This window comes from Deltaproteobacteria bacterium, assembly GCA_026388545.1.
Taxonomy (GTDB): Bacteria; Desulfobacterota; Syntrophia; order Syntrophales; family UBA2185; genus JAPLJS01.
On the sequence record JAPLJS010000098.1, the window covers coordinates 1 to 15,385 of the forward strand.

General features: G+C 44.1%; 13 protein-coding genes and 1 pseudogene. 7 read left to right on the forward strand and 7 right to left on the reverse strand.

Annotation, left to right across the window (positions count from 1 at the left end; genetic code table 11):
- Both NTW12_11360 and NTW12_11365 read left to right on the forward strand, forming a co-directional pair.
- Nucleotides 1-478: 5'/3'-nucleotidase SurE (locus tag NTW12_11360; GenBank protein MCX5846934.1), on the forward strand; the 478-nt coding region annotated here is incomplete at its 5' end.
- Between the two features lie 108 nt (nucleotides 479-586).
- A complete protein-coding gene (locus NTW12_11365) occupies nucleotides 587-4,159 on the forward strand; it encodes a PAS domain S-box protein (GenBank protein MCX5846935.1) in 3,573 nt (1,190 codons plus the stop codon).
- An 89-nt stretch (nucleotides 4,160-4,248) separates the two neighbouring features.
- Here NTW12_11365 and NTW12_11370 read toward each other — a convergent pair whose 3' ends face one another.
- On the reverse strand, nucleotides 4,249-6,126 hold the full coding sequence (locus tag NTW12_11370) for a class I adenylate cyclase (GenBank protein MCX5846936.1): 1,878 nt from the start codon (nucleotides 6,124-6,126) through the stop codon (nucleotides 4,249-4,251).
- Between the two features lie 139 nt (nucleotides 6,127-6,265).
- On the opposite strand from NTW12_11370, the gene NTW12_11375 reads away from it, so the two are divergent.
- The 3 genes from NTW12_11375 (at nucleotide 6,266) to NTW12_11385 (ending at nucleotide 7,379) form a co-directional block, all read left to right on the forward strand.
- Complete coding sequence (locus tag NTW12_11375) at nucleotides 6,266-6,466, forward strand: hypothetical protein (protein MCX5846937.1); 201 nt, start codon at nucleotides 6,266-6,268, stop codon at nucleotides 6,464-6,466.
- 237 nt (nucleotides 6,467-6,703) lie between these two features.
- Nucleotides 6,704-6,904 carry a cold-shock protein gene (locus NTW12_11380; protein ID MCX5846938.1) on the forward strand — a complete coding sequence of 67 codons (201 nt, stop codon included), beginning with the start codon at nucleotides 6,704-6,706 and terminating at the stop codon, nucleotides 6,902-6,904.
- Nucleotides 6,905-7,037: 133 nt separating this feature from the next.
- On the forward strand, nucleotides 7,038-7,379 hold the full coding sequence (locus tag NTW12_11385) for an RNA-binding protein (protein ID MCX5846939.1): 342 nt from the start codon (nucleotides 7,038-7,040) through the stop codon (nucleotides 7,377-7,379).
- Nucleotides 7,380-7,615: 236 nt separating this feature from the next.
- On the opposite strand, the gene rdgC is transcribed toward NTW12_11385, so the two are convergent.
- Nucleotides 7,616-8,695 carry a recombination-associated protein RdgC gene (gene rdgC / locus NTW12_11390; protein MCX5846940.1) on the reverse strand — a complete coding sequence of 360 codons (1,080 nt, stop codon included), beginning with the start codon at nucleotides 8,693-8,695 and terminating at the stop codon, nucleotides 7,616-7,618.
- A gap of 275 nt (nucleotides 8,696-8,970) precedes the next feature.
- Here rdgC and NTW12_11395 point away from each other — a divergent pair, with 275 nt between their 5' ends.
- Entirely contained in the window at nucleotides 8,971-10,242 is a 1,272-nt protein-coding gene (locus NTW12_11395; GenBank protein MCX5846941.1) for an MORN motif precursor, read from the forward strand.
- Here the strand turns inward: NTW12_11395 and NTW12_11400 are convergent.
- The 4 genes from NTW12_11400 to NTW12_11415 form a co-directional block, all read right to left on the reverse strand.
- Nucleotides 10,239-11,051: a helix-turn-helix domain-containing protein gene (locus tag NTW12_11400; protein MCX5846942.1), complete on the reverse strand. Its 813-nt coding sequence runs from the start codon at nucleotides 11,049-11,051 to the stop codon at nucleotides 10,239-10,241. The two genes, NTW12_11395 and NTW12_11400, sit on opposite strands and share 4 nt — an antisense overlap.
- 32 nt (nucleotides 11,052-11,083) lie before the next feature.
- Nucleotides 11,084-11,926 (reverse strand): universal stress protein, encoded by an 843-nt coding sequence (locus NTW12_11405; protein MCX5846943.1) that lies wholly within the window; start codon nucleotides 11,924-11,926, stop codon nucleotides 11,084-11,086.
- A complete protein-coding gene (locus tag NTW12_11410; GenBank protein MCX5846944.1) occupies nucleotides 11,923-12,618 on the reverse strand; it encodes a toxin-antitoxin system YwqK family antitoxin in 696 nt (231 codons plus the stop codon). The genes NTW12_11405 and NTW12_11410 overlap by 4 nt, the downstream gene beginning before the upstream one ends.
- A 115-nt stretch (nucleotides 12,619-12,733) precedes the next feature.
- Nucleotides 12,734-13,426, reverse strand: coding sequence for a Crp/Fnr family transcriptional regulator (locus NTW12_11415; GenBank protein MCX5846945.1), 693 nt, complete (start codon nucleotides 13,424-13,426; stop codon nucleotides 12,734-12,736).
- Between the two features lie 238 nt (nucleotides 13,427-13,664).
- Between NTW12_11415 and NTW12_11420 the strand changes: the two genes are divergently transcribed.
- Nucleotides 13,665-14,420 carry a 4Fe-4S binding protein gene (locus NTW12_11420; protein MCX5846946.1) on the forward strand — a complete coding sequence of 252 codons (756 nt, stop codon included), beginning with the start codon at nucleotides 13,665-13,667 and terminating at the stop codon, nucleotides 14,418-14,420.
- Between the two features lie 17 nt (nucleotides 14,421-14,437).
- On the opposite strand, the pseudogene NTW12_11425 reads toward NTW12_11420, so the two are convergent.
- Nucleotides 14,438-15,108, reverse strand: a pseudogene (locus NTW12_11425) (DUF523 and DUF1722 domain-containing protein).
- Nucleotides 15,109-15,385: the final 277 nt, after the last annotated feature.

Sequence of the window (15,385 nt, forward strand, 5' to 3'; positions counted from 1 at the left end):
AGGCGCCAATGTCGGGATCAATGTGCTCTATTCAGGGACCGTCTCGGCAGCTACGGAGGGGGTTATTATGGGTGTTCCTTCAATGGCGATCTCTCTCGACGCGCATGGAGACGCAGATTTTTCCTTTGCAGCGCGATTCGCCCGAAAGATGGCGGCATTTATGATAAAAGACTATCCCATGAAAGACAACGCCATTAATGTCAATATCCCCTCCGTTCCCGAAGAGGAAATCAAGGGAATTGCTGTGACAAAGCAGGGGAGGGCACGCTTTATAGAAAACTTTGAAAAAAGAGTTGATCCGAGAGAAAATATCTATTACTGGCTGGCCGGTGAGACGAAACTATCCGTTCATGAAGAACTCGACTCCGATGCCTGCGCCCTGAGTAAGGGAATGATTTCCATCACACCGATTTATTATGATTTGACTCGACACGACGTTTTGGCGGATTTACGTGTAAGGATCAAAAAACAGTTCTGATGATGAATGCCTTCTGATTGTAGGGCTCATAATAATGTTAAACCTTCCGTTGAGAAAAACTGGAATAGGGATAGAAACATTCAATGTTGGGCATGAAGGGGGGAAATTATGACATATGGGGGAAATCAGAAAAGAGTTTCAAAGAAGAAAGTCAACGTCAAAAATGCAGATAGTGCTACCATAGGTAAGCGGAAGGAAGATACTTATCGCTCCCTCGTGGAATCAACGAGTGATTCCTTATATCTGGTAGACATAAATTGCAGATATATCTTCATCAATCAACCCCATTTATCAAGGCTTGGTCTACGAAAAGGGGAGGTCATTGGTAGGCCATACGGCGAGTTTCATTCGACAGCCCAGGAGAAAGAGTTTACTGACAAGGTCAACGAGGTTTTTACCACGGGAAAGTCTATCCAGCACGAACACAGGAGTGAGAGAGACGGCAGATATTTTCTCCGGACATTCAGCCCTGTTAGGGAATCCGGTCATGATGGAAAAATTACAAGCATTGCTGTGGTTTCTAAGGATATTACCGAGCGTAAGCTGGCGGAGGAGGCTAAAAGAGAGAGTGAGGAGCTATTTAAGCAGTTCATGCAACATTTCCCGGGCAGTGCCTATATAAAAGACGCAGACCGGCGTATCATTTTCCTAACGGAAAAAGTTGAAGAATATTTTGGTGTAAAGCCTGATGAGTGGCTGGGAAAAACGAGCGAAGAAATATGGTCCCCAGAAATTGCAGCCGTTGCGAGGCGAGATGATGAAACTGTACTTCAAGGTAAAGCTTTACAATCCATTACGGAAAGACCACAAAGGGATGGGTTGCATACGTGGATCACGCACAGATTCCCGATTCACAGGGTAGATAAGCCTTCCCTTATTGGTTGCATTTCTATGGACATCACCGAACGTAAGAGAGCAGAAGATCTCTATAAAACTCTTGCGGAAAATTCTCTTGCCGCGGTTTTCATCGTGCAGGACGGGAAATTTGTTTTCATCAATACCAGCGCCATAGCCTATGCCGGTTATTCTGCTGAGGAACTTATAGATCAGCAATCTGATGTGATCGTTCATCCCGATGATAGAGAATTGGTAAGGCAGAAAAGCCGGGAGATGCTGGCGGGGAGAAGCAACCAGGCTTTCGAGTTCAGGATGGTTACCAAGCAGAATGAGGTGAGATGGATTTCGCAGACGGTCACTCCCATACATTATCACGGGAGACCGGCCATTCTCGGCAATGCCATGGACGTCACCGAAGGCAAGCGAGCGGAAAAGGCATTACAGGAGAGTGAAGCCAAGTACCGGGCTCTCTTCGGATATGCCAGCGATGCAATATTTCTAATGAGTGGAGAGACCTTCGTTGACTGCAATTTTAGAACATTGGAACTGTTTCGATGCACCAGAGAACAAATTATCGGGCAGCCTCCTTATAGATTTTCTCCTCCATTACAACCTGATGGAAGAGACTCAAAAGAGAAGGCTCTTGAAAAGATTGGTGCAGCACTTTCTGGAGAATCACAATTTTTCGAGTGGAAACACTGTGATTACGGTGGAACCCCCTTTGATGCCGAAGTGAGCCTGAACAGTGTTGAGTCAGAAGGTAAAGTTTTCATTCAGGCAATTGTCCGTGATATTTCTGAGCGCAAGAGAGCTGAAGAGCTTTATAGAATCCTGACGGAAAGTTCTCTTGCTGCCGTTTTCATCGTGCAGGACGGGAAATTTGTTTTCATCAATACCAGCGCCATTGCGTATGCAGGGTACAGTGCCGACGAACTGATTGGGCACAGTTCTGATATGATCGTTCATCCCGGCGATAGAGAATTGGTGAGGAAGAAAAGCCGGGAGATGCTGACGGGGAGAAGCAACCAGGCTTTTGAGTTCAGGATGGTTACCAAGCAGAACGAAGTGAGATGGATTTCCCAGACGGTCACCCCCATTCATTATCAGGGGAGACCGGCCATTCTCGGCAATGCTATGGATATCACGGAACAGAAGCGGGTGGAGGAGGCGCTCAGTGAGAGCGAAGAACTTTATCGAGTTTTGGCTGAAAAATCATTCGCGGGTGTTTATGTGGTCCAGGACGGGATGTTTCGTTTCATTAATTCCAATGCTGCAACCTATGCAGGTTACACGAGGGAAGAGTTAGTAAACCATGAATCAATTCAGTTGGTCCAACCGGAGGACGGAGAGGAAACAATAAAAAATGCCAGGGCAATGCTCCGCGGCGAACGTAGTTCTCCTTATGAATTCAGAATCATAACAAAACAGGGGCAAACCAGATGGATAATGGAGACAGTCACCTCCATTTATTATGAGGGGAAGCCTGCGATTTTAGGAAACTCCATGGATATTACCGATTTAAGAGAAGCCAGGATTAAACTGGAAGAGCAAAAAGCCATACAGACATCTATTCTGGCTTCGATTCCCCAAGTGGTTTTAGGGTTGCATAACCGTAAAATTATTTTTGCCAACGATGACGTGCAAAGGGTTTTTGGCTGGAAACCCGAAGAACTGAGCGGGAAAAGCATGGGTGTATTATATCGAACAGATGAAGAATATGAAAAAGTGATTGATATTTTTTATGCAATTCTGGAAAAACAAAAAACGTATCATGAAGGGTTAGAGTTTTTTTGTAGACATAAAGACAGTAGGGACATCTTATGCAGGATCAGAGTATCGAAAATTGGTGAAAGCTTTGAGGACAATGTGGTTGTGACCTTTGAAGACATTACCGAACTCAAGCGGGCAGAAGATAATTTACGAGCTGCAAACCGGCGTATGCAGGATATCATTGAATTTCTTCCCGACGCGACTTTTGTGGTTAATGAAAAAAAAGAGGTAATTTCGTGGAATCGGGCTATTGAGGAGATGACCGGAGTGTTGAAGAAAGATATTATCGGTAAAGGAGACAATGCATATGCCGTTCCGTTTTATGGCCATCCAAGACCGATCCTGATCGATCTGGTATTTTTAACTGATAAGGAGATCGAGGAAAAATATTCATATGTCAAAAAAGAAGGAGACGTTCTTTTCGCCGAGGCTGATGCGCCTGTAAAGGGGAAAATACGCGCACTTTGGGGGATAGCCGGACCTTTATATGACAGCAGGGGTAATGTTGTTGGTGCAATTGAGTCAATCCGCGATGTCAGCGAGCGTAAACAGATGGAGGAAACTGTCAAATGGTTAGCCTTCCATGACGGGTTGACCGGCTTGCCCAACCGTCGTCTGTTCAGTGATCGTCTCAACATGGCCCTGGCACATGTCAGACGCTACAGGAAAAAATTGGGCGTGATGATACTTGATCTGGATAAATTCAAGTTAATTAACGATAAAATGGGGCACCCAACAGGCGACCGTTTGCTCCAGTTAGTGGGAGAACGTTTGACGAATCTCCTCCGGAAGGAGGATACGATAGCAAGAATTGGCGGCGATGAATTCATGCTGTTGCTGCCTGAAATTAATCGTGATGAAGAAGTTATGATGGTTGCGGAAAGAATACTGGGAGTCTTTCCGCAACCATTTATGATTGATGATCACGAACTTTATATTACGACAAGTGTTGGCTTTGCTGTTTATCCGGATGATGGCGAGGATGTGGACATCTTGATAAAAAACGCTGACATCGCTATGTACTGTGCGAAAGAGCAGGGTAGAAACACATATCGGAGATTTTCACCAAAATAAAAATAAAGAAGGAAGGACAAAAGTTCCGCTTTTGTCGATTGTCCTGATGCGGTGCGAAATCCAAGCTGTATCAGAACATGGCTCTGATTCTAAAGAATGACTTGGCTAATGATACTTTTGGTTCTTTCGATGATTTTTTCGTAATACTGGCAGCTTCGCTGCACATAGTAATCTATATCCACGCGGTCGAATTTATCCCTGTCGGCATTGACAAATTCTTTTAATTGTTCCAGTGATTTGAACCTTCTGACAAAGAGCTCTCCCCAGTTGCTTTTATAGATGATACACAAATCATTCATATCCTTATTGTGTTGGGCGCCTTCAAAACTGACCACTACAAGCATTTTGCTTATTCGCTCAGGCTTCAGAAAATTATCGAAATCAAGTAACGCAGCATCGTAAATCCCAAAAATCTCATGTATCCGTTTCGCAAGGTTCATAATCTCCTGAAGGGTGACAGGTGTAGGATTAGGATTCATACGGACCTGACCGGAAAGAAAAATGTCATTCCAGATCAAATATGCCAGGCAATAAACGATACCTGTACTTTCTATGATTACTTGAGAAGGTTCACCGGCAGGGTAGACCTGCCATCTTTTCCCTTCAACATGAAAAGTGAGAACGGGTAAATTTAAATTATCCGTTGTTTTGTGAATTATTGGAACTTTATGAGTCTTTTTCCCCAGACATGAAGAGAGTTTTCTCCCCATAATGGTCAGATCCTGAGGGTTAATACCGTTGGTGATATCAAGATTGAGGGTGGTTATCCCTTTGTAAATATGTCTTAGTAGTGCAAGTACCCTGTCGCCGAATTGTTTTTGCTCGTAGAACGGCCATGAAGAAAAGTTATTGAGGTGATAGATATCGTTACGGTCAAACGGATATTTTACGAAGATATCTTTACAAAGATTCTCCTTGATGGTTAGTTTCTTTGATAACAGCTTGATCTCGTAACGAAGGTAGAAACATTTTTCTATAAATTCGAATGTATCAGGATCGATATTTTCATTATATTTTAGTACGGCCTCCATTGTAAACATGCTGGGATCGAAAAAAACAGGGTTTGCTGCCTGACTGAGGATGGATCGACGAAACTGATGGCACAGGAGTTCCTCTCTCGGTGATACAAGCAGCATTTCAAGAAGAAGCATTTTGATGATTGACTTGAGGGGATGGGTTAGGGCTTTATTAAACTGCCAAAGCGCTGCACCGAAGTATTCCCCACGATCGACAGTTTCCAAATTGCCGAGATCAATGCAATCATAATCTGCGAAAGCCTCATGATCATACTCCTCCAACAGTTGGCAATAATCCACGGGCTTTTCTTCATCATGGCACACCCACCAGAGGGGGATTTTACCGCAAATCAGAATCGTTGTCCGATAAAATTCCTCCTTAAGGATGTTCCTCTGGATACTTCCGGAACTTTCATGATCAATACGCCCGAAATTGCAGGATTTGATATCTTCGACATCACTGACGAAAAAAAAGACGGGCATTTTGAGGTTCGCATCGAACCAGTCTTTTACGAGATTTATCTTATTAGTGAATTGCTGTAGCGTCTTTTCATCAAAGCTATTTTTATCAAAACAAATCCAGACGTCGCAATCGGATCGGGATGTTTGACTGATGGTTCCAACACTGCCGATAGTATAGATACCCTGGATCAGATTCACATCCGTGGGAAACCTCAAGAAGGTTTCTTCTTTTCTTATATTGAATAAGTTTTTAAAGATCCTTTCACGTTTTATAATTTCTCTGTTCTTTTCAATGGAGTAAACCTTAAATTGTTTCTTGAGATCTTTGATATAACCTGGAACTGAGGGATGGTTAACGCTCAGCAACCATGGCAAAAGGTACAGGATCTCTTCGCTGTCCCGTGGGGAAAATTGGGAGAATATTCCCTTCCTGAAATTGTTGTATTCACTATAAATATTTTTATTGTGCAGAAATGTTTTGGTTTGCATGAAGGTGCGTCTCCGGGTGGTCTATTGAATCTCTATGCCTTTTACATTTTTTTTATGAGAATTCCTTTTTGGAACTCGGAAGTATAGGAGAAGACAGTTGTGTGTGTCAAGGCATTTTGATTACAAAATGAAGGGTTGCATGGAACCTGCGCCTCCCATTGAAACAGCCGTCTATTCTCCGATCAGATTAAGACCAGGCGTCAAAACAGAGCAATGGGATGAGTCCGAGGAAATCGTCGAAGTTCCGGATGACGATGACGGCGCCGGACATGGTCATTTCCAAAATAATTTCCTGAAAAAGAGCCGTTGGGGTTCCCAATTCAACGAAACGCCGACATAATCATAGTGCATTAATATATGATCTCAATAAAAGACTTGACTTTTATGATGGTCCATAATAAAAATACCCCCAGTTGTCTTTTTCTCATGGGAGAAGGTTTTGACAATGGTGTAAGTTGGGTATAGACATTGTGGAGCGTAAGGTGAACCACCATACTCTTTAGAGTCTTGGTGGTTTTTTATTTCTGTCATGGTGGTAATCCGACTTAGAAAAAAATCAGAAAGGAGGATGTCCGCAATGTCAGAAGGTAAAGTTAAGTGGTTCAATGAAAAAAAAGGATTCGGATTTATCGAATGTGATGAAGGTGAAGATGTTTTTGTTCATTTCAGCGCAATTCAGGACAACGGTTTCAAAACCTTATGTGAAGGTCAGCGCGTAAGATTCGATATCGAAAAGGGTCCGAAAGGCCCATCGGCGAGCAACGTTAAGGCTGCGTAAGAGGCTTGCGTAAAAGAGGCACTCAGACACACTATAATGGGAGTGCTTTTTTTTAAGTTTTAACAATGAACCTGCGCGATTGTCGAAGCAGGTTTAAAAAAACAATCAACCATTCAGAAGAAAGGAAAACGAAATGAACAAAAATTTATATGTAGGCAATCTCACAGCGAATGTTACCGAAGAGGTATTAAGGGATAATTTTACGACTGCGGGGATCGTCGCCGCCGTAACCGTTATCAAGGATAATTATACAAGACAATCCAAGGGATTTGGATTTGTGGAGATGGAAGCAGAAGAAGGTGCGCGTCAAGCCATCGAGATGTTCAACGGAGGAAAACTCGACGGGAATACGATCGTCGTCAATGAAGCCAGACCCAAAAAAGATATGGGAGGTCAGAGACGAGATTCCGGACGAAGCGGAGGGTATAGAGGCGGAAACGGCGGCGGAAACAGCGGAGCCGGTCGCAGATACTAAGGAGGGTAAACATTATCCTGATCTCTGTTTGGCAGGGAAAAGATAAAAATTTTCACCTTAAACTAATTACGGCAGTTGGTGATTACAAGAAAGCGTCACACTGTTTTTAAGAAAAAATAATAAACCCCCGGGGGATATCCCGGGGGTTTATTATTTTGCCACGATAAAGGATAGCAGCACTGCCATGTCAAGTTTCGTTTGGGACACTTGATGGGCCTCAAATAATCGGGGAGTTGTCACCTTTGCAGCCACTTGGCCATGCTTGTCATCTCTTCCGTTTCCCACTTCCGCGAAAGGTGGATCTGCAAGAAAGACTCGAAGAGCCGTTCCATCGTCTTTTCGGCCTGTTCCAGTAAATATATCCTCTCCAGCGTTTTTCCTTCATCATCCCTTTCGTCATCTTCCATCCCCATCGCTTCAGGCAACTTCAATGACTGAAACTGAAACCGGTCAGCCTTGAATGTGAATTCCCAGCTTGCCGTATCGAGGCACAATTTAATGCGCGCTTCTTTGATCTTTTTCCCTTGCCGCAAGGCCTCCTTGCCCTCTTTCAAGTCGGAATGCATCCCCTGGCAGACCACCTGTTCAGAATAATCGCCGTCTCCGGAGGTAAGAACGATTCGCCTGACGAAGTGCATTTCCACATCTTCCCCCGGCGCAATAGTGATCATCCCATCTTTTTCCTCGCTCTTAAACCAAAGCCACGTGAGAAATTCCCTGCCCCATGGTAGGGCTTCCAATGAAATAAAATGTGCAGCAAATTCCTGGCTTAGATACTGCGGATCCCAGGGGAGGAAAGGATGGAGAGAGAAGTCGAAAGATTCTTTAAAGAGACCGTGAAAATCGTCAATCATCTTGTCGGAAAGGCTTGAAAAAAGAAGTCTTTTCTCCTGGGGATGCCAGCATATCTCAAAGAAGGAGGGAGTCGGCTGGACCTTTTTCAACAGATCACACCGCACCGCTTCTCTTATCTCTTCCCGCTGTGCCCGGTGAATCTTTTTGGTATCCCGCTTCGCGATAAAATCCCTCTCTGCCTGGAGGCATTTTAACGTAAGCAGTGCGGGCGGAACGATCTTTCTGTCGATGCGCAGCGAGAATAGCAGATAACTTCCGAAATTGTATTTCGCGTAGGCAAATCCAGTATCGAGCGGATCTGCTATATCCGTCCAGCCTATGGCCTTTTCTGCCGCCGCACCGATAAAATCGGGGAAGGCGTATCTTTTAATCCGCTCATCGAAAATTTTGTTGAAATCCGCTGAAGGCTCACCGGTTACCCGATACTGCGAAAAGGTCATCGGACCTTTTAAAAAACCCATAGAATGCTCCTATTTATAAAATGAGGGTCTTTCTTAAATGATCCTGATGAAAAAGTCAATCACGCATAACGGGAGAATAGCGCATCTTACGGTATCCTTCTTCTTGACACACAAACTCATTTCCCCTTATACTTGCCCCACTCGAAAGAAAATTCTAAGTAAAAAAATGACATATGAAAACTTAAACAAAAAGCGAGATAGTGTGCCGAGCGACACTTGTATGGTGGATTGTCTGAAAGATATCTTATCAATTTCTTGAAAATGAGGATAAAAAAATGCCCCCTTTTTTTAAAAAGTTTTTTGCAAAGCTATCCGGAAAGAAAACTGCAAAGAACATAGTTCCTGACAAAAAGATTATGATGGATGGACAAGGGACGATGTCCTATCCGGGTGGTATGAATTATGTGGGGGAATGGAAAGACGGCAAGTGGGATGGGCAAGGCACGCTGAGCTACCCGGGTGGTTTGCGTTATACGGGGGATTGGAAGAGTAACAAAATGGATGGCCAAGGAACCATGACCTTCCCTGACGGTGCGCAATATGTCGGTCAATTTAAGAATGGTGAGTTTAGCGGCCAGGGAACCATGATCTTTTCCGATGGAAAAACGTATACAGGTGAATGGAAAGAAGGTGAACCTCATGGTCATGGAACAATGACCTTCCAGGAAAGCACCCAATATATAGGTCAGTTAAAGAATGGTGAATTAAATGGTCAGGGAACCATGACCTTTCCTGATGGAGGGACTTATGTAGGACAGTTTAAAAACAATCTGTTTAATGGCCACGGGACTATGTCCGGTGATGATGGCATGCATTATATCGGGGAATGGAAGGAGAATAAGAAGGAGGGGAGGGGGGTTCTGACCCATCAGGACGGCAGGTTTTATACAGGGCAATTCAGTAATAATGAGTTTAATGGAGAGGGAACTCTGACCGAGGCCAACGGTAAAAAATATGTGGGGCAGTTTAAAGATGGTAAGAAGAATGGGCGAGGAATTTTAACGCTTCCTGATGGCACTGAATACTTCTGTGAATGGAAGAATGATATGATGAATGGGAAGGGAATGATCAAGTTTTCGGACGGCAGGACGTATGAAGGCCAATTCAAAGATGACAAAATGAATGGGCAGGGGAAGCTGACGTTTTCTGATGGGAGAAAATACACAGGTCAATTTAAGGATGGTGTTTTAGAAGGACAGGGATCAGCCGAATTTCCTGATGGAAGAACGTATGTTGGTCAGTGGAAAACCGGTTTGTTTGATGGTCAAGGAACCATGACCTACCCTGACGGTGGGGAATATATAGGGCAGTTTGAGAGTGGTATGCTTCATGGACAGGGGACAATGACGCGGCCTGATGGGCAATATGTGGGGCAGTTTAAGAACGGAAAGAAAAATGGACAGGGAACGGTGACTTTTGCAAACGGAACGAAATATGTAGGCCAGTTTAAGAATGATGATTATCATGGACAAGGCACACTAACACATCCTACCGGCGAAAAATATGTCGGCGAATGGAAGAATGGCAAGTTTACAGAAGTGGTTTAATCACTGGCCTTGCTATACCCTGCCTTGATAGCCTCTGTTTCTGAATTAAATATAACCCGATGATATAACTTGACTTTATTGTAATATTTCATGCCAGGTAGGTGATATCGCTTGCTGTCCCTGTTTCCGATGACTTTTGCTTTTCCTGGCAGAGGGATATTTTGGGCTTGGGTACTCGCATATTTCGCGCCGCTGTCACGCTCCAAAGGGATAACATTCCGAGATGGCATTAGTGCGGAACGATCCTCCGAACGGCCGGAAGCCCTGACCGGTGGACTCTCCGGTTTTTCGGAAGCGACAGAGGGTATCAGAGTATTTCTTTCATGAGATGCTTCCTTACGGACATCTTTGGATGCAACTATTTCCTGAGTATCGGGCGTTTCTGTTTTCGGTGACAGCACATGGACATAAAGAAAAAAAATGGCGAGAGCCCAAAGAATAATGCCTGACCAAAAAATGCCTTCGGTAAAGCGCTTCTTGAAAAAACGTTTTTCTCTGTTTAGTTGTTTAAAAGATGTATTCTCCTCGGAGTAGCGAGATATCCGGGGAAAAAGGTGTTTTTTCTGATGAGTAAGCTCACGTTGTGTCTGATAGCGTTTCAGGACATCTTGTTTATTCAACTTCAAATAAGCGGCGTAATTTTTCAAATATTTCGTGATCATCTCCGGCTTAGGGATTAAATGGAAGTCATTTTCTTCTAAGGCCGCGATCACAGGAACGCTTATGCCTGTGGAGTGAGAGGTCTCCTGCAGTGATATAAGGCGCGATTCCCTCTTCCTTCTTAGATACTGACCGAGCGTCTCTTTCATGAATCGTCAAAGCTTTTCATTACTAAAAAGTTTTACCTAGTGAGCAAAACAGGAATTGCGCTTTTGCGTATGACATAGGAGGTAGTGCTGCCGAGGATCAGTTCTCTGAGCCTGTTGTGACCATATGCCCCCATGACCATTAATTCGACAGAGCCGTCCTGGACGAATTTGATAATTTCACGGTCCTCTTTGCCCCTGAGAATAATAATCTCGCAGTCAATTGTGTATGATGTGAGAAAATCCTCTATTTTTTTTGTGAGATTTACCTCCATATCGTGATCATCCGTGATGATGATGACGGTTAGGGGCCAGGAGGCATACCCTGATAGTTCACCTGCAAGCTTTAAGGCATTTTCGGCTGGCCCGCTTCCGTCGTAGGCCAGTCCCATGCTTTCGATTTCCCGGAAAGTTTTAGGAGTAACCATGACAGGCTTTCCTGATTTACGGATTACGGATTCTGCCGTAGATCCGAGAATGCTGCCCCCGCCCAAGTGAAAATGTTCGCCTCTCTGGGAAAGGAGAATCATGTCGGCATTCTTACCCTCTTCGATAATCATTTCATCAATAACACCGACAGTTTTTTTAATTTCAGGCTGCAATCCCGCTTCTTCACACCGCGTCTTGAATGCCTGTAAAATTATCTCTGCCCTTTCATCAAGACTACCCTGTAACATCGGGAGAAATTCCTGATAAGGAGGAAGGCCGACGGAACCTGAGATGTCGGTAAATACAGGGCCTTGTATCAAGCGGATATCCATGATATGGAGGCCAATCAGTTGCGCTTCAAAACGCTTGGCAATAGTGATGCCGTATTCAAGAGCAATTGCCCCGTAATCGGAACCATCTGTCGGAATCAGGATCTTTTTGATCATCATTTCTCTTTCAGCTCCTTTTCGAAATCGGCAATATTCTTCAGTAAATCATCAATCCTTTTTCCCTTATCTTTCACATCGATCTCATCGGTGAACGGGTATGAAACATCTTCATCGTCGTCTCCTTGATATCTCGGATCATCTGCATCGAAAGATAAGAACTCTCCTTCCAGCTTTCCATGTATATATGTTGCCTGTTCCCTGACCTGGCCGTTTTTATAAAAAGCAATATATGTCCCGTTTCGTTTATCGTTTATGAAGCTTCCTTTTTCTTTAATCTGACCATCTTTATAGTAACAGATGTATTCGCCGTCAAACTTGCCATCTTTGAAATTTTCCACTTCTTTTATCTGGCCCGTTGTGAAAAAAAGTGTGTATTTTCCGTCACATTTACCATTTTGATAGTTTTCAATCTCTTTGATCCGGCCGCTTTCATAATAAGAGATATATTCGCCTTCCAGACTATCGTTTTTGAACGTACCTTTTTCCCCGATTTGACCGTCCCTGTAATAGGAAGCAGATTCTCCCTCTCTCTTATCATTACGGAAGAATAACCTGACCATGATTTGTCCGTTATCATAGTAGGATGTATATTCACCCTCTAATTTCCCATTGAGGGTAAATTTTTTCTCCGTGATACGGCCTTTTTCATCATGTGATTCTTCTTCTTTGATTTTATCCTTAAGGAACGACATACAAATACCTTTTGAGAGGGAATGGCTATTCCATTGCATTATGTATAATAGATATGTACCGCTTTAGAGGTATTTCTGTCAAGTACACTTATATAATTGGTCGCTTCCGTCAGTCTTAACTATTTTCAAGTTTTTTCCCTTCTGTGGAAATTTCCTCCAAGGTTGCGCGATCCAGTATCCTGATATGTGACCCTGTTGAGTTGATCAATCCCTGCCTGCTCATTTTGCCGAGGATGCGTGACAGGGTTTCCGGGATCGTACCGAGAAGAGAGGCCAGCTGCCCTTTGGAGATATCGAGATCAAATTCGTCTCCGCTTCCGGATCTTTTGGAGAGGTAGAGGAGATACGCAGCAAGACGCCCGGGTACTTCCTTCAATGAGAGGTCCTCGATCAGGGCCGCGAATTTTCGAAGGCGCCATGATAACACGGCCAGCATATTCAGAGACAATGAAGGATCTTTCTTAATGAGTTCGATAAATGCATTCCTGGGAAAGAATAAGAGTGAACTCTGGGCATGGGCTTCAGCGTAGGCCGGATACCCCTGTCCGGTAAAAACCGGCACCTCTCCAAAGATTTCTCCCTGCCCCATCATGTGCAGTATCTGCTCTTTCCCTTCCGGTGAAAGTTTGAATATCTTTACCCGACCGGAGATGATCACATAAAAACCCACCCCCTCATCCCCCTCCGAGAAGATTATCTGGCCTTTCTTATAAGAGCGGTTTAGCGCTATCATAGCCAGTGTTTCATGCTGTTTTCTTGGTAAACCTTCAAAAAGGGGGATTGTAGCAATATGATCGATCACATTCATATTCATCCTCTCCTATAAAGTAACATCTGTCTTCTTTGACATGAGGCTACTTTAGTTAGATCGTTGCATTATAAAGTAATAAATCATTGCCCAAAAGGAAAAAATGAGAAGATAAGGTGAAATTTTTTGACTTTAGTCAATGTGAAAAGAAAACAGGGAGATTATAGTAATGGCAAATGTGTATGAATGGTGAAAGAAAGCTTCGTAACAAATATCGTATAATAGAGGGGGAAGATTTATGAAGGTAAAGAGAAAGATGATCCAGATTGATGAGGATAAGTGCGACGGCTGCGGATTATGTGTTCCGTCCTGCGCCGAGGGCGCCATTCAGATTGTGGACGGAAAGGCTAAACTGATAGCAGAAAAATATTGCGATGGACTGGGGGCCTGCCTGGGTGAGTGTCCCAGAGGCGCCCTCAGAATCGTTGATTGTGAGGCAGAAGAGTTTGATAAGGTATCTGTTGATAAGCATCTGAAATCTCAGGAAGCGGCGCGGATTCCGGAAACGCCGGCTATGGCCTGCGGGTGCCCGTCTTCACTGATCCAGAGCTTTGCATCTCCAACACCATGTCAGAAGGCAAATGAACCTGCCGCACAGACATGCAGCACTTCGGCTCTGTCCCACTGGCCGGTACAGATCAGGCTCGTACCGCCGACCGCTCCATTTTTAAAGGAGGCAGACCTCTTGGTCGCGGCAGATTGTACCCCTGTTGCCTATCCACGATTTCACGATGATTTTTTGAAGGGGAAAGTGGTTCTCGTCGGATGCCCGAAATTTGATGATGCCCAGATGTACGCGCATAAATTTGCCGAGATATTTCTCGAAGCTCATATCAGGAGCATTACCGTGCTCGTGATGGAGGTGCCTTGCTGTCAGGGCCTTCCCATGATTATCCGGAAAGGGATGGATATGGCGGGTATGAAAATACCGCTGGAAAAAGTGGTGATCGGCAGAAACGGTGAAATTATGAAAAGGGAATTTCTGGAAGAATAATAGAGATTTTCATGCCTCTATACATGGTTTCGTAACATCAGCTCCAGGGGATGGGGATTCAGGTAATATTGTTTCTTTAAATAAGGTTCGTTGAACTTTCGGACGTAATGTCTAATCAGCATAAGAGGAACAATGAGAGGAACCAATCCCCTGTGGTAATTTTCTATAAGTTCTAGCAGTTCCTTCTTTTATAGACAAATATCTTCTCGACGAAATTCTCTCTCAGGGTGGAGTCATGGAGTCGGCCTTCATCTATAACCGGTACAAGGGGGAAATGTTTCATAAAGGCGCCGCCGAATATGCCGGCGCCTTTGCGGCCAGGCATGCCTGGGGGTGTATAAATTTTTACCCCCCCTATCCCCGAACTGGGAGATTTGCTCTTAAATATGAATCCGCAGAGGTTTTCGCTTTCGAGTTCTTTTAGCCTTTTCTTTACCCATGTGAGCATTCCATCAGTATGGTCAATCCCCGTCCGAATTGTTATGAGGCGCGGCTTTTCAGAATTTCCGACGAGGTGCATGGCTTCTCTCGGAATCCCGAGTCCATACTCAACCTCCGGACATACGGGCACCCATTCACAATATCGCCCAAGGGTATCGGTGATATATCGGTCATGCTGGTGTCCTCCATCGTATCTGACATTGTTCCCCAAAAGACAGGAACTGATTCCCATTCTTATCTTTTCCATAGTAGCCCTCTATGAAGCAGGTCTTCAATCTTGAACAATGAGTGGACCAACCACTTTTTTAGTTATCATAGAGAACTCGATCCCTGTCAACGTGAAAATCGTAACGCCGATTGCGATTGACAAAGAGATTCCTTTTCTGTAACTTATTTGTGACTATTTGAAACAGGAGGTTCGACAATGCTGACCGGCAGATTCTTCAGGATATTTTCAGCTATAAGTATCCTTGTCTTTTTCATGGGTTGTGCAAGCTACGAGGCACGGGTGGTACCGTTCAAAA